The 16,035-nt window shown below is 60.6% G+C and carries 11 protein-coding genes; all 11 read right to left on the bottom strand.

Features of this window, described 5'->3' with window-relative positions; all coding sequences use genetic code 11:
• Positions 1 to 108: 108 nt before the first annotated feature.
• Positions 109 to 1,176 carry a uroporphyrinogen decarboxylase gene (gene hemE, locus ACEN8E_RS01490; protein ID WP_495591145.1) on the bottom strand — a complete coding sequence of 356 codons (1,068 nt, stop codon included), beginning with the start codon at positions 1,174 to 1,176 and terminating at the stop codon, positions 109 to 111.
• Between the two features lie 254 nt (positions 1,177 to 1,430).
• Complete coding sequence (locus tag ACEN8E_RS01485) at positions 1,431 to 2,849, bottom strand: FAD-dependent oxidoreductase (protein ID WP_007975602.1); 1,419 nt, start codon at positions 2,847 to 2,849, stop codon at positions 1,431 to 1,433.
• 32 nt (positions 2,850 to 2,881) lie between these two features.
• Positions 2,882 to 7,327: a glutamate synthase large subunit gene (gltB, locus tag ACEN8E_RS01480; RefSeq protein WP_495591144.1), complete on the bottom strand. Its 4,446-nt coding sequence runs from the start codon at positions 7,325 to 7,327 to the stop codon at positions 2,882 to 2,884.
• 349 nt (positions 7,328 to 7,676) lie between these two features.
• Positions 7,677 to 9,272 (bottom strand): ExeA family protein, encoded by a 1,596-nt coding sequence (locus tag ACEN8E_RS01475; protein ID WP_495591143.1) that lies wholly within the window; start codon positions 9,270 to 9,272, stop codon positions 7,677 to 7,679.
• A gap of 10 nt (positions 9,273 to 9,282) precedes the next feature.
• A complete protein-coding gene (gene aroB, locus ACEN8E_RS01470) occupies positions 9,283 to 10,383 on the bottom strand; it encodes a 3-dehydroquinate synthase (protein WP_007999227.1) in 1,101 nt (366 codons plus the stop codon).
• A 150-nt stretch (positions 10,384 to 10,533) separates the two neighbouring features.
• Entirely contained in the window at positions 10,534 to 11,052 is a 519-nt protein-coding gene (aroK, locus tag ACEN8E_RS01465; RefSeq protein WP_015093141.1) for a shikimate kinase AroK, read from the bottom strand.
• Between the two features lie 4 nt (positions 11,053 to 11,056).
• Entirely contained in the window at positions 11,057 to 13,126 is a 2,070-nt protein-coding gene (locus ACEN8E_RS01460) for a type IV pilus secretin PilQ (protein ID WP_495591142.1), read from the bottom strand.
• Positions 13,127 to 13,139: 13 nt separating this feature from the next.
• The gene (locus ACEN8E_RS01455; RefSeq protein WP_495591141.1) at positions 13,140 to 13,667 is read right to left on the bottom strand and encodes a pilus assembly protein PilP; all 528 of its coding nucleotides are present in this window, start codon (positions 13,665 to 13,667) and stop codon (positions 13,140 to 13,142) included.
• Positions 13,664 to 14,287: a type 4a pilus biogenesis protein PilO gene (gene pilO / locus ACEN8E_RS01450; RefSeq protein ID WP_495591140.1), complete on the bottom strand. Its 624-nt coding sequence runs from the start codon at positions 14,285 to 14,287 to the stop codon at positions 13,664 to 13,666. Before pilO ends, ACEN8E_RS01455 begins: the two co-directional genes overlap by 4 nt.
• On the bottom strand, positions 14,284 to 14,850 hold the full coding sequence (locus tag ACEN8E_RS01445; RefSeq protein ID WP_495591139.1) for a PilN domain-containing protein: 567 nt from the start codon (positions 14,848 to 14,850) through the stop codon (positions 14,284 to 14,286). Before ACEN8E_RS01445 ends, pilO begins: the two co-directional genes overlap by 4 nt.
• Positions 14,850 to 15,914, bottom strand: coding sequence for a pilus assembly protein PilM (locus ACEN8E_RS01440; RefSeq protein ID WP_495591138.1), 1,065 nt, complete (start codon positions 15,912 to 15,914; stop codon positions 14,850 to 14,852). Before ACEN8E_RS01440 ends, ACEN8E_RS01445 begins: the two co-directional genes overlap by 1 nt.
• Positions 15,915 to 16,035 lie beyond the last annotated feature (121 nt).

The following is a 16,035-nucleotide window of genomic DNA, read 5'->3' as shown; positions in this document are numbered from 1 at the left end:
TAATCATCTATCCAGGCGGGAATAGTCCGCGCATTCGATTTTCCGACAGGACATAAAAAAGCCTGTCCGGCACAAGGCGGGACAGGCTTCTGAAAACGGCGTTGATCGTTACTCGTGATACTGCGCCGACAATTCATGCACTGCACGCAGGAATGCACCGGCGTGCTCCGGATCGACTTCCGGCGTGATGCCATGACCAAGGTTGAACACGTGGCCGCTGCCCTTGCCGTAGCTGGCCAGAATACGCCCGACTTCAGTACGAATGGCTTCCGGTTTGGCGTAGAGCACGGTCGGGTCCATGTTGCCTTGCAAGGCAACCTTGTCGCCGACCCGGGCGCGGGCGTTGCCGATGTCGCACGTCCAGTCCAGGCCGAGGGCATCAGCGCCAGCCTCGGCAATGCTTTCCAGCCACAGGCCACCGTTCTTGGTGAACAGGATCACCGGCACCTTGCGGCCTTCGTGCTCGCGGATCAGGCCGCTGACGATTTTTTTCATGTAGGCCAGGGAGAACTCCTGGTACGCCGCCGCCGACAGGTTGCCGCCCCAGGTGTCGAAGATCTGCACCGCTTGCGCACCGGCCATGATCTGGCCATTGAGGTAGCTGGTGACCGACTGCGCGAGTTTGTCCAGCAGCAGGTGCATGGCTTGCGGGTTGTCGTAGAGCATGGCCTTGGTCTTGCGGAAGTCTTTCGACGAGCCGCCCTCGACCATGTAGGTGGCCAGAGTCCACGGGCTGCCGGAGAAACCGATCAACGGTACACGGCCGTTCAGTTCGCGGCGGATGGTGCTGACCGCGTCCATCACATAACCCAGGTCTTTCTGCGGGTCAGGAATCGGCAGGGCTTCGATATCGGCCAGGGTGCTGATGACTTTCCTGAAGCGCGGACCTTCGCCGGTTTCGAAGTACAGGCCCTGGCCCATGGCATCGGGGATGGTCAGGATGTCGGAAAAGAGGATCGCCGCGTCCAGTTGCGGATAGCGGTCGAGCGGCTGCATCGTGACTTCGCAAGCGAACGCCGGGTTCATGCACAGGCTCATGAAGTCGCCGGCCTTGGAGCGGCTGGCGCGGTATTCAGGCAGGTAGCGACCGGCCTGACGCATCATCCACACGGGGGTGACGTCTACGGGTTGCTTGAGCAGGGCGCGCAGGAAACGGTCGTTCTTCAGGGCAGTCATGTCGGCATCCGGAAAAAAAGTGAGGGCATTTTCTCAGAGCCGGGCGCAAAAGGCACGGATGCAGGTCAGCCTTTTGTCTATCGGGTCAATTTGTCGCAATGAATACACTGATTTCAGCAACACACAGAAACAACTGTGGGAGCGAGCCTGCTCGCGAAGAGGCCGGCATATCCAACAAAGATGTTGGCTGACAGTCCGCTTTCGCGAGCAAGCCCGCTCCCACAGGTTTACTGCATTTCAGCTCGGGATCGCGGTTAGACGCCCAGGTAATCCAGGATCCCTTCAGCCGCATTGCGGCCTTCGAAGATCGCCGTCACCACCAGGTCAGACCCGCGCACCATGTCGCCACCGGCGAAGATTTTCGGGTTGCTGGTCTGGTGCTTGTACTGACCTTGTTCCGGTGCCACCACTCGGCCCTGGCTGTCGGTCTGGATCTCGAACTGCTCGAACCACGGCGCCGGGCTCGGGCGGAAACCGAAAGCGATGACCACGGCGTCGGCCGGGATGATCTCTTCGGAGCCCGGGATCGGCTCGGGGCTGCGACGGCCACGGGCGTCCGGTTCGCCGAGACGGGTCTCGACCACCTTCACGCCTTCGACCTTGTCTTCACCGACAATGGCAATCGGCTGGCGGTTGTAGAGGAATTTAACGCCTTCTTCCTTGGCGTTCTTCACCTCTTTGCGCGAGCCCGGCATGTTCGCTTCGTCACGACGATAGGCGCAGGTCACCGACTTGGCACCCTGGCGAATCGACGTACGGTTGCAGTCCATCGCCGTGTCGCCACCGCCCAGTACCACGACCTTCTTGCCTTTCATGTCGACGAAATCTTCCGGCGACTTTTCAAAGCCCAGGTTGCGGTTGACGTTGGCGATCAGGAAGTCCAGGGCGTCGTACACGCCCGGCAGGTCTTCACCGGCGAAACCGCCCTTCATGTAGGTGTAGGTGCCCATGCCCATGAATACGGCATCGTATTCTTCGAGCAGTTGCTCCATGGTCACGTCCTTGCCCACCTCGGTGTTGAGGCGGAATTCGATGCCCATGCCGGTGAAGACTTCGCGGCGATTGCTCAGCACGGTCTTTTCCAGCTTGAACTCGGGGATGCCGAAGGTCAGCAGACCGCCGATTTCCGGGTTCTTGTCGAACACCACCGGGGTCACGCCGCCGCGCACCAGCACGTCGGCACAACCCAGGCCCGCAGGGCCTGCACCGATGATCGCGACACGCTTGCCGGTCGGCTTGACCTTGGACATGTCCGGGCGCCAGCCCATGGCGAACGCGGTGTCGGTGATGTACTTCTCCACCGAACCGATGGTCACCGCGCCGAAGCCGTCGTTGAGGGTGCAGGCACCCTCGCACAGACGGTCCTGCGGGCACACCCGGCCGCAGACTTCCGGCAGGGTGTTGGTCTGGTGCGACAGCTCGGCGGCCTGGAGGATGTTGCCCTCGGCCACCAGTTTCAGCCAGTTGGGAATGAAGTTGTGCACCGGGCACTTCCATTCGCAATACGGGTTGCCGCAACCCAGGCAGCGGTGGGCCTGGTCGGCCGACTGCTGGGGTTTGAACGGTTCGTAGATTTCCACGAACTCTTTCTTGCGTTGACGCAACAGTTTCTTCTTCGGATCCTTGCGCCCGACCTCGATGAACTGGAAGTCATTATTCAGACGTTCAGCCATTTTAAAACCTCATCAAACTCTTCAGGCGCATATCACTGCGGGTTGGCACGGGTGCTGGAAAGCAACGATTTCAGGGAGGCAGCCTTGGGCTTGACCAACCAGAAACGGCGCACGTAATCGTCGAGGTTTTCGGCGAGTTCACGACCCCACTCGCTGTCGGTTTCCTCGACGTACTCGTTCAGCACGCGTTGCAAATGGCTGCGGTAGGCTTCCATCGCCTCGCCGCTGATCCGCTGGATTTCCACCAGTTCGTGGTTGACCCGGTCAACGAAGGAGTTGTCCTGGTCGAGCACGTAGGCGAAACCGCCGGTCATGCCAGAGCCGAAGTTGTAACCGGTCTTGCCCAATACGCAGACGAAGCCACCGGTCATGTACTCGCAGCAGTGATCGCCAGTGCCTTCCACGACGGTGTGGGCACCGGAGTTACGCACGGCGAAGCGCTCACCCGCTGTGCCAGCGGCGAACAGCTTGCCGCCGGTGGCGCCGTACAGGCAGGTGTTACCGATGATCGCACTGTCCTGAGTGCGGTAGACGCTGCCCTTCGGCGGAACGATCACCAGCTTGCCGCCGGTCATGCCCTTGCCGACGTAGTCGTTGGCATCGCCTTCCAGGTACATGTTCAGGCCGCCGGCGTTCCACACGCCGAAGCTCTGCCCGGCCGTGCCTTTGAAGCGGAACGTGATCGGCGCGTTGGCCATGCCCTGGTTGCCGTGCTTGCGCGCGATTTCGCCGGAGATCCGCGCACCGATGGAACGGTCGCAGTTGCAGATGTCCAGGGCGAACTCGGCGCCGCTCAGGTCGTTGATCGCCGAGGTGGCCATGTCGACCATTTTCTCGGCCAGCAGGCCTTTGTCGAATGGCGGGTTGCGGTCTACGCCACAGAACTGCGGTTTGTCCGCCGGCACGTGGTCGCTGCCCAGCAACGGAGTCAGGTCCAGGTGATGCTGCTTGGCGGTCTGGCCTTCGAGGACTTCCAGCAGATCGGTTCGGCCGATCAGCTCTTCGAGGGAGCGCACGCCCAGCTTGGCCAGCCACTCACGGGTTTCTTCGGCGACGTAGGTGAAGAAGTTCACCACCATGTCGACGGTACCGATGTAGTGGTCCTTGCGCAGCTTCTCGTTCTGGGTCGCGACGCCGGTGGCGCAGTTGTTCAGGTGGCAGATGCGCAGGTATTTGCAGCCCAGGGCAATCATTGGCGCGGTGCCGAAGCCGAAGCTTTCAGCGCCGAGGATCGCAGCCTTGATCACGTCGAGGCCGGTTTTCAGGCCGCCGTCGGTCTGTACCCGGACTTTGCCGCGCAGGTCGTTACCGCGCAGGGTCTGGTGGGTTTCGGCCAGGCCGAGTTCCCACGGAGCGCCCGCGTATTTGATCGAGGTCAGCGGCGATGCACCGGTACCGCCGTCGTAGCCGGAGATGGTGATCAAGTCCGCGTAAGCCTTGGCCACGCCGGCGGCAATGGTGCCGACGCCTGCTTCCGCTACCAGCTTCACCGAGACCAGCGCCTGCGGGTTGACTTGTTTCAGGTCGAAGATCAGCTGCGACAGGTCTTCGATCGAGTAGATGTCGTGGTGCGGCGGTGGCGAAATCAGGGTCACGCCCGGTACTGCGTAGCGCAGCTTGGCGATCAGACCGTTGACCTTGCCGCCTGGCAGTTGACCGCCCTCGCCTGGCTTGGCGCCTTGGGCAACCTTGATCTGCAGCACTTCAGCGTTGACCAGGTATTCCGGGGTCACACCGAAACGGCCGGTGGCGACTTGCTTGATTTTCGAGCTCTTGATGGTGCCGTAGCGCGCCGGGTCTTCGCCGCCTTCGCCGGAGTTGGAACGCGCACCGAGGCGGTTCATGGCTTCGGCCAGGGCTTCGTGAGCTTCCGGCGACAGGGCGCCCAGCGAAATACCGGCGGAGTCGAAGCGCTTGAGCACCGATTCCAGCGGTTCGACTTCGCTCATATCCAATGGAGTGTCGAGGGTTTTGACTTTCAGCAGGTCGCGGATCATCGACACCGGACGGTTGTCCACCAGCGACGTGTATTCCTTGAACTTGCTGTAGTCGCCCTGCTGCACAGCGGCTTGCAGGGTGTTGACCACGTCCGGGTTGTAGGCGTGATATTCGCCACCGTGGACGAACTTCAGCAGACCGCCCTGCTGGATCGGCTTGCGCGGACTCCAGGCTTCGGTGGCCAGCGCTTTCTGCTCGGCTTCGATGTCGACGAAACGCGCACCCTTGATGCGGCTCGGCACACCCTTGAAGCTCAGGTTGCAGACTTCTTCCGACAGGCCGATGGCCTCGAACAACTGCGCACCACGGTACGAAGTAATGGTCGAGATACCCATCTTCGACAGGATCTTGAGCAAGCCCTTGGTAATGCCTTTACGGTAGTTCTTGAACACCTCGTAGAGGTCGCCCAGTACTTCACCGGTACGGATCAGGTCGCCCAGCACTTCATAAGCCAGGAACGGATAAACGGCAGAGGCACCGAAACCGATCAACACGGCGAAGTGATGCGGATCGCGCGCGGTTGCGGTTTCCACCAGGATGTTGGAGTCGCAGCGCAGGCCTTTTTCGGTCAGGCGGTGGTGCACCGCACCGGTTGCCAGGGAGGCGTGGATCGGCAACTTGCCCGGGGCGATGTGACGGTCACTCAGCACGACCTGGGTACGACCGGAGCGCACGGCTTCTTCAGCCTGATCGGCAACGTTGCGGATCGCCGCTTCCAGGCCGACGCTTTCGTCGTAGTTGAGGTCGATGATCGCGCGTTCGAAGCCCGGACGATCGAGGTTCATCAGCGAGCGCCACTTGGCCGGGGAAATGACCGGCGAGCTGAGGATCACGCGCGAGGCGTGTTCCGGCGACTCCTGGAAGATGTTGCGCTCGGCACCGAGGCAGATTTCCAGCGACATGACGATGGCTTCGCGCAGCGGGTCGATCGGCGGGTTGGTGACCTGCGCGAACTGCTGGCGGAAATAGTCGTACGGCGTGCGCACGCGCTGGGACAGCACGGCCATCGGCGTATCGTCGCCCATCGAGCCCACGGCTTCGTAGCCTTGCTCGCCGAGCGGACGCAGCACCTGGTCGCGCTCTTCGAACGTGACCTGGTACATCTTCATGTATTGCTTGAGCTGATCGACGTCGTAGAACGCCGAACCGTGGTCGTTGTCTTCCATGGTCGCCTGGATGCGCAGGGCATTCTTGCGCAGCCATTGCTTGTACGGATGACGGGACTTGAGACGGTTGTCGATGGCGTCGGTGTCGAGGATCTGTCCGGTTTCGGTGTCCACGGCAAAGATCTGGCCAGGACCCACACGGCCCTTGGCGATCACGTCTTCAGGCTGGTAGTTCCAGACACCGATTTCCGAGGCCAGGGTGATGAAACCGTTCTTGGTGGTGACCCAACGCGCCGGACGCAGACCGTTACGGTCGAGCAGGCACACCGCGTAGCGACCGTCGGTCATGACCACGCCGGCCGGGCCGTCCCACGGTTCCATGTGCATCGAGTTGTATTCGTAGAACGCACGCAGGTCCGGGTCCATGGTCTCGACGTTCTGCCACGCTGGCGGAATGATCATCCGCACGCCACGGAACAGGTCGATGCCGCCGGTGACCATCAGCTCGAGCATGTTGTCCATGCTCGAGGAGTCGGAACCAACGCGGTTGACCAGCGGGCCGAGTTCTTCCAGGTCCATCAGATCGTTGGTGAACTTGGTGCGACGGGCCACAGCCCAGTTGCGGTTGCCGGTGATGGTGTTGATCTCGCCGTTGTGCGCCAGGAAGCGGAACGGTTGGGCCAGCGGCCATTTCGGCAGGGTGTTGGTGGAGAAGCGCTGGTGGAACACGCAAATCGAGGTTTGCAGGCGCTCATCGCTCAGGTCCGGATAGAAGGCGGTCAAGTCCGCCGGCATCATCAGGCCTTTGTAAATGATGGTCTTGTGGGAAAAGCTGCACACGTAGTGATCGACGTCGGCGGCGTTGGCCACGGACGAGCGACGACGGGAGGTGAACAGCTTGACGGCCATGTCCTGATCGCTCAGGCCTTCACCGCCGATGAACACTTGCTCGATCTGCGGCAGGCGCTCAAGGGCCAGGCGGCCGAGGACGCTGGTGTCGATCGGCACTTTGCGCCAGCCGACCAGTTGCAGGCCGGCGGCCAGGATCTCGCGGTTCATGTTCTCGCGAGCGGCCTCGGCTTTCACCGGATCCTGGTTGAAGAAGACCATGCCCACAGCGTATTGCTTGGGCAATGCGACGCCGAAGGTTTCCTGGGCGATGGCTCGCAGGAACACGTCCGGCTTTTGAATCAGCAGACCGCAACCGTCACCGGTCTTGCCGTCGGCATTAATCCCACCGCGGTGGGTCATGCAGGTCAGGGCCTCGATGGCCGTTTGCAAAAGGGTATGACTGGGCTCGCCCTGCATATGGGCTATCAGGCCGAAACCGCAGTTATCCTTGAATTCATCTGGTTGGTACAGACCTGCTTTCATAGACACTTTCTCACCAGGCTGCCTCTGATCGAGGCAAATTTCTTTTCAATTCAACCACTTGCCATCCGCGCCGAACGTACGCCGGCTTTGCGGGGGCAAAAGGGAGGTCATTGTACACACCGACACTTGGCCTCACAAATTTGACGACGAAATGTCGCAAATTCATGTCGCATTTGTGAAAGGTTTAAAGCGATCTGCTGTGCTAGTCAAAACTTTTTTAATTTTGACCGCAACGACTCAAAGACTACTGTGACGCAGACACCACAAGGCACGCAGCCCGATGGGTTGCGCGCACTTGTAGAAATTTTGAGGTGCTTGGAGAGGCGGCCTGGGTAAGGCCGCCGAATCTTCAGCGAGTTGTTGCCAGTTCCTGTTGGACGCTGGCGACAGTGCGAGGCCAAGGTTTACCAGCCTGAACCTTCGCTGGCAAGGCCTTGATGGCGGAAACGGCTGCATCACGATTGGCGAAGTTGCCGTAGGTGATCACGTAAAGCGGCTTGCCATTGAGGACTTTCTTGAAATAACGGTACTCGCCGCCCTGCTCCTTGACGAAGTTTTGTGCGGTCGCTTCAGAGCTGGTGCCGAGGATCTGTACCACGTAGTTGTTCGGCGCCTGACCTGCGTACCAGGTGCCACCAGCAGCCTTGGCCGCCGGAGCCGGTTTCTCGGCAGGCTTGGCCGCCGCCGCAGCAGCAACGACTGGCTTGGCTGGCGCTGGTGCAGGCTTGGCCACTGGAGCAGGCGCTGGCTTGGCGGTGGCGACCTGAGTCGGCGCGGGGGTCGGCTTGGCGGCCGGCGTCGGCGCAGGGCCGGCAGGAACGCCCACAGGTGGTGCTGTGGTGGTAACGGTCGGCGGCGTAGCGCTGGAACCTTCGACCGGCACACCATCGTCACCCTCGGTGATGCCGCCCGCCGCTTCAGCCAGCGGACCGCGCATGACCGGTTGCGAGTTACCGACCAACGGCAACGGCATCGGTTGCGTGTTGCCGGCGAATTCGACGGCCGGAGCCCCGCCATTCGCTGTCGGCTGACCCTGGCCGAGCGGCAGTTGCGCCTGCTCGTTGGCCGGTGCACCCGTGGTCGGCGCCTTGTTGCGACCCGGCATCAACCAGGCGGCAGCTACCGCGACCACGACAACAGCGGAAATCGCCAATACGTGTTTCTTCGGCATATTGAACCCCATTTTTGGACGCTTGACCGCTGTGCGGCTGGCGATCATGGCTTCGATCATTGCATCGCGGGCCGCCTGGTTGATGCTGCCAGGCCAACCTTCGGAGCTTTCGTGAATATCAGAGATCTGATCTGCGGTGAAAAGTTCGATACCGCGACCGGCACCTTCAAGCCGCTGCTCCAGATATTCGCGGGTTTCTTCCTCGGTGTAGGGTTGCAGTTCGATGACATGGAAACGCTCTTCCTCGAGATGCAAAGCCTCAAGCTGAGCAATCATCGAGGATTCACCGAACAGGAACACATGCGGACGGCCTTCAGGCGCGCCGGCAGCCAGGCTCATCAGAGCCTCAAGGGCGGACTCGTCGAGTTGTTCGGCATCATCGACCAGCAGATAGACCTCTTGCCCGGTCAGCGCAAGCTGCACCACTTGCGCCAGAATGGCGTCGACATCAGCCTGGCCGACGTTCAGCGCCTGGGCCACCTGACGCAACACCCCGGCCGCATCGCCAGCGCCGCGGGCAGAAACCACCACACTTTGTACCGACTGCTTGTTGGTGCTGGCGACCAGGGCCTGCCGCAACAGGGTCTTGCCACTGCCCTCCGGGCCGGTGACCACCAGCAGCAACTGGCTGTAACGGGCCAGGTGATGCAATTGCCCCAGCACGGGCTTGCGCTGGGCCGGGAAAAATTTGAAGCCAGGCACCCGTGGAGCAAAAGGGTCATGACTCAACTGGTAATGGCCGAGGAAAGCCTCGTCGGCATGCAAACTAGTCATCGCGTTCTTATTAACCTTTAAGCTGGGCCAGGGCGCGGTAATCTGCCCCCAGCGTGGCCTGTAGAACCTCTTTCGGATAATCGTCGGTCACCACCGCTTCACCCATGTGGCGCAGCAGCACCAGGCGCAAACGACCGTCGATCACTTTTTTATCAATGGACATGTGTTCGAGGAAATCGGCTTCTGTCATTTCTTCCGGCGGAATGACCGGCAGCCCCGCTCGCTGGAACAGACGAATGCCGCGATCGCGCTCCTGCTCGCTGATCCAGCCCAGCCGCGTGGACATTTCCAGCGCCATTACGGTGCCGGCAGCCACAGCCTCACCATGAAGCCACACACCATAGCCCATGTGGGTTTCGATGGCGTGGCCAAAAGTGTGGCCCAGGTTCAGCGTGGCACGCACGCCCGTCTCTTTCTCATCGGCACCGACCACCGCCGCCTTGGCCGCGCAGGAGCGCTCGATGGCATAGGTCAGGGCTTGTTGATCCAGGTTGCGCAGACGGTCGACGTTGTCTTCGAGCCAGGTCAGGAACGGCTCATCACAGATCAGCCCGTACTTGATGACTTCGGCCAATCCGGCGGACAGCTCGCGCGCCGGCAGGGTATTGAGGCTGGCGGTATCGATCAGCACCACGTTCGGCTGATAGAAGGCGCCGACCATGTTCTTGCCCAGCGGATGGTTGATCCCGGTCTTGCCGCCCACCGAAGAGTCGACTTGCGACAGCAGTGTGGTCGGAACCTGGATGAAATCGACGCCACGCTGGTAGCAGGCGGCGGCAAAGCCGGCCATGTCACCGATAACACCGCCACCGAGGGCGATCACCGTGGTACGGCGATCATGCCGGGCGGTCAGCAGGCCGTCGAAAATCAGTTGAAGGGTTTCCCAGGTCTTGAAGGCTTCGCCGTCGGGCAGCACCACGGAAATCACCGAGAACTGCGCCAGGCTGCGGGTCAGACGCTCGAGATAGAGCGGCGCAACAGTCTCGTTGGAGATGATCGCTACTTGCCGTCCGCGAATGTGCGGGGCCAGCAGCTCAGGCTGATCCAACAAACCTTCGCCAATATGAATCGGGTAGCTGCGCTCGCCTAGATCGACCTTGAGTGTCTGCATGTGTCCCCACAGTGAAGATGAATCAGGCATCCTGCCCTGAGTTAACGAATATCCACGGCCTCTGCTGGTGTGACGCCGTTCGGTAGCCATCCGCCACAACCTTGAGCGGTCATGGCGGGACGCCGAGGATAGCGCATTTCGCGCGGCGCTTTAACGGGGTGGCAACTGCTGCAGGCGCTCCAGAATGTCGAGTACGACCATTCGTGGCGGCCGCTCATCGGTTTCGACCACCAGGTCGGCAATTTCCCGATACAGCGGATCGCGGATCGCCAACAGATCCCGAAGGGTCTTGGCCGGATCGGCAGTACGCAACAATGGCCGATTGCGGTCGCGGGCCGTGCGGCCGACCTGCTGCTCGACCGAGGCATGCAGATAAACCACCCGCCCACCGGCATGCAGTGCCCGACGATTGGCTTCGCGCATGACCGCGCCTCCACCTGTCGCCAGCACCACTCCGTCGTAATCGCACAGCTCGGCAATCATTGCCTGCTCGCGATCACGAAAGCCCGGTTCGCCTTCTTTATCGAAGATCCAAGGGATATTGGCGCCCGTGCGCAATTCAATTTCCTTATCGGAATCTTTGAATGGCAGGCGCAGCTCTTTGGCCAGCAACCGGCCGATGGTGCTTTTTCCAGCACCCATCGGTCCAACAAGAATCAAATTTCGCACAGAATCAATGACTCACAGCAATCGCCTGGTTATTCATGATACGCGGAGTGAGGAATACCAACAGCTCGGATTTTTTCTCCGAAACCACATCACGCCGGAAAAGGCGGCCAAGATACGGCACATCGCCAAGAAATGGCACCTTATCTACGACCTTGCTTTGAGTATTTGAGAAAACGCCGCCAATGACGATGGTCTCTCCATCGTTGACCAGGACCTTGGCGTTCACTTCGTTTTTCTTGATGGGCGGCACATCCTGGACCTTGTTCAGGTAGTCCGGCTCGTCCTTGGTCACCTTGACCTCCATGATGATCCGGTTGTCGGGGGTGATCTGCGGCGTCACTTCCAGCGACAGCGAAGCCTCCTTGAACGACACCGAAGTCGCGCCGCTGGAACTGGCTTCCTGATAGGGAATCTCGGTGCCCTTGAGGATTTTGGCGGTCTCCTTGTCGGACGTGACCACCTTGGGTTGCGAGACGACTTCCCCATTGCCGGTTTTTTCCATCGCCGTCAGTTCCAGGTCCAGCAAGACGTTATCGGTGATGAACGCGATGCCGATTCCCGAGGTGTTATTGACCGCACCCATGTCGACGAACGGTGAATTGGTACTGGTACTGCCGGGCGTGCCGATAGTCGACGAGCCGTTGACTCCGTTGCTGACGCCGGAGGTGTTCCAGTTGCCCCGGTTCTGAATCGAACCACCCCAGCGCACCCCGAGGCTTTTGTCGTAGTCGACGTTGGCTTCGACGATCCGCGCCTCGATCATTACCTGGCGCACAGGGACATCCAGCTGCGTGACGATCCTGCGCAGCTCGTCAAGCCGATCCTGGGTCTGATAGGCAATGATGTTGTTGGTGCGCTCATCGACAGTGATAGACCCCCGTTCGTCGGGTTTCGCTTCGGCACTGGTCACCGACTGGAAGAGCTTGGCGATGTCCGCCGCCTTGGCGTAATTCACCTGCAACAGCTCCCGACGCAACGGCGCCAGATCGGCAATCTGCTTCTGTGATTCCAGCTCCTGACGCTCACGGGCAGCAATTTCATCGGCCGGCGCAACCAGCAGGACATTGCCGGCCTTGCGCTTGTCCAGCCCCTTGGTTTTCAGCACCAGATCCAGCGCCTGATCCCAAGGCACGTTCTGCAAGCGCAACGTGATGCCACCCTGCACAGTGTCGCTGGCCACCAGATTGAGGTTGGTGAAATCGGCGATCAGTTGCAGCACCGAACGCACATCGATGTCCTGGAAATTTAGCGAAAGCTTCTCGCCGCTGTAGGCGTGCTGCCCGGCATTGCGCTTTTGCAGGTCGTCGACCGTCGCCGGACGAACGCTGACCGTCAGCTTGCTGTCGGTCTGATAGGTAGAGTAATCGAACGTGCCACCAGGCTCGATGCTGATGGTGGCTCGATCGCCGCTCACGCTGGCATTGACGAACTGCACTGGCGTGGCGAAATCCTTCACATCCAGACGCACGCGCAACGGCTCAGGTAATCGGGTTTTGGCAAATCCGACGATGATCTTGCCTTCGCGCTCTTGTATGTCGGGCGCCATCGATGGATCCGACAAGTCGATCACCACATTGCCCTCGCCCTGTGTGCCTCGCTGAAAATCCACCCCCCGAATGGACTTGCCTGCCGTTACAGCGGCTCGTGCCGGAACCGGCGTTGCCGTGGCCGTCGACCTGGACGCCGACGACTTGCCACCCTGCCCGACAACCACCAGCAAATTGTTGCCTTCAATTCGCGAGTCGTACGGGGCCGGCTGGGCCAGGTTGATGATCAATCGCGTACGGTCTCCCGCTTCCACCACCGTTGCACTACGGGCATTTCCACTGCCGAGATCGCGAGTCTTGCTGGCCAACCGACTGGCGACACCCGGCAAATCCAGCGCAATCCGCGCCGGTGACTCCGTCGTGTAACCGTGGGGCACCGGGGGCGGCTCATCGAACGACAACTTCAACTCGACGCGGTCTCCCGGCAGCGCAGCGACATCCAGCGCCTTGAGATTGGCCGCTTGTACCATCGGCGACAGCAACGCTATCCATAGCGAAAGGCCGAAGGCTGCGAAAATCCTGTTCATTGTTCGAGTTCCACTATGAGTGCTCTTTCAAAGGGATGGTCCGGGGACGCTCCAGCCACGCGCCCTGCCCATCAGGGACAATTTCAAGCACATCGACTTGCGAGCTGCTGATCGCAACGATCCGTCCGTCGTTACGCCCCAGGTAATCGCCGACTTTCAGCCGGTGCACCCCACCCGCTCCGCGCAGCAGGGCATAGGAACCCGCCGCATTGGAAAGGGTACCGACCATTTCAAACTGCTCGATGTTGAAACCTTCGAGGTATTGCTTGACCCGATCAGGGTCGGGCTTGACGTTGCTTGAACTGCGCCGCCGGGCTGTCGGATCAGTGCTGATCTGCGGTGAAAACGGGCTGCGCAGATTCGCCGCGTTGTAAGTGAATGTCGGGTAAGACCGGAATTGCGGCGTTGGTTCAATCCTGTCTGGCCCACGCTGGCGCATTTCGTTCATGTACGCGTCCAGATCGTTGTAGTCATCGCCTGCGCCACAACCGGCCAATGCAGACAGCAACACCACCGCCGAAAAACAACGTATCGGACTCATTGATGCGACCCCTTGTCGTTGTAGCGGTAGGTCCTGGCGAGGATGCTCAAGCGCAGTTTCGGACCGCCCTCTGGGCTGACCGGGGCAAGGTCGAAATCGTGCAAGGTGACGATTCGCGGCAACCCGGCCACACCACTGACAAAGGTGGCCAGAGCGTGGTAATCCCCGGTGACGGTGAGCTGGATCGGCAGTTCGATGTAGAACGGCTGGGCGACCTCCGGCAGTAGCTTGATTTCTTCGAACTCCAGGCCACTGCCCAGACCGGTACGCGTGATGTCTTCCAGCAAGCCGGGCACTTCGGTGTCGCTCGGCAGCTGCCGCAACAGCGCGCCAAAGGAGCTCTCCATCTCCTTTAACTGCTGGGTGTAGAGGTCCAGATTCGCTGCCATGCGGGCTTTGCCGGCGAACTGCTCCTTGAGTGTCGACTCTTCCTCGCGCTTGAGATCGAGTTGGCTCACAAGGTCGCGTGTGGAAAAGTTGTAGCCAAGAGCCAGCACCAGCAACATGAGCAAACCGGCCACCAGAAACTTGATCGCCGGCGGCCAGGAACCCATGTTGCCGGTATCCAGATCATTGATGTCGATCCTGCGCAGCCCTTCGAACCATTTGGATGGTGTCATTTGCCGTCCTCCGGTGCTGCGGGTCGAGTCTGGCGAACGGTCAACTGAAAGACGCTGGCCGGCTCCACCTGACCGGCAGCGCTGGCCTTGACTTCGGTCAGGCTCGGCGCATCGAACCAGTCTGATGCCTCAAGGTTGCGCATCAACTCTGAAACACGGCTGTTGGATTGCGCAGCACCGGTGATGGACAAGGTTTTCCCGGTCATTTTCACTTCGGTGAAATACACGCCGTCGGGCAGGGCTCGCGCCAACTGGTCAAACATTCGCCCGCTGATTTGGCGATTGCCTTGCAGGTCCCGGATGATGCGCATGCGCTCGACCAGCTGCTGACGACGCGCCTTGAGATCATTGATCTGTGTGACCCGCTCATCGACCACGGCGATTTGCTTGCCGATGTAATCGTTACGGGCAATTTGCCGGTCGATGGCGCCGCTGATGGCCTGGTTGGCGACCAGCACCGCGCCCATCGCGCCCACCATCACAGCCACCAGGACCAGCAGGAAGCGCTTGCGGCGCGCTTCACGCCGCTCCTCGCGCCAAGGCAGAAGATTGATCCGCGCCATCAGTCAAAGCTCCTGAGGGCAAGACCACAAGCGATCATCAACGCCGGGGCATCACTTACCAGGGCAGCACCATTGACCTTGCTGCCCAGAATCATTTCGGAAAAAGGATTTGCGACCTGGGTCGGCGTAGCCAATTGCTGCTCGATCAAACGGTCCAGCCCCGGGACCGACGCGGTACCGCCGGCCAGCAGGATATGGTCGACGGCGCTGTATTGGCCGGAAGCAAAGAAGAACTGCAACGAGCGCGACACCTGCTGCACCAGCGCCTCTCGAAATGGCTGCAAGACCTCACCGGCATAGTCATCCGGCAGACCGCCCTTCTTTTGCGCCAGCCCCGCCTGCTCCAGCGTCAGGCCATAACGACGCTGGATTTCCTCGGTCAACTGCCGACCGCCGAACAGTTGTTCACGAGTGTAGATAATCCGCCCGCTATGCAGCACGCTGAGGGTGGTCATGGTGGCGCCGATATCCACGACTGCGACCGTCAAACGCTCCCCGGCGACCGCGAGCCGGCTGGCCAGCAACCCGAATGAGCGCTCCAGCGCATAGGCCTCGACATCGACCACGCGGGCGGTCAGCCCCGCCAGCGTCAGGGCGGCCTCGCGGACTTCGACGTTTTCCTTGCGGCATGCGGCGAGCAGCACGTTGACGCGCTCCGGATTGCGCACGGAGGTGCCCTGGACTTCAAAGTCGATCGCAACTTCATCCAGGGCATAAGGAATGTACTGATCGGCCTCGATCTTCAGCTGGCTTTCCATCTCGTCTTCGCAAAGCCCGGCATCCATCTCGATGATCTTGGTGATCACCGCCGAGCCTGCCACGGCCACGGCCACGTTCTTGAGGCCGGTTCTGGACCTGGCCAGCGCGCGAGTGAGGGCCAGCCCCACGCCTTCGAGCTCAGCGATGTTTTTCTCGATCACAGCGCCGACCGGCAAGGGCTCGACCGCATAGGCTTCGACCCGGTAGCGCTCGCCCTGACGGCTCAATTCCAGAAGCTTCACCGAGGTGGAGCTGATGTCGATTCCCAGGAGCGTACTGGATTTTTTGTTGAAGAGTCCTGGCACGACCAATTCCCTATGACTTTCCGTGAGTTACGGACTCTGCAATGTCCATTGCGTTCAATCCGCCCGTCTTGACAGCAGCGCCAACCACGCTCCCGATCAGAAAAATGCTTATAATGCCCAG

This window comes from Pseudomonas sp. Pseusp9, assembly GCF_059491265.1.
The sequence above is the reverse complement of the archived record's forward strand: the minus strand, read 5'-3'. Positions and strand labels throughout refer to the sequence as shown.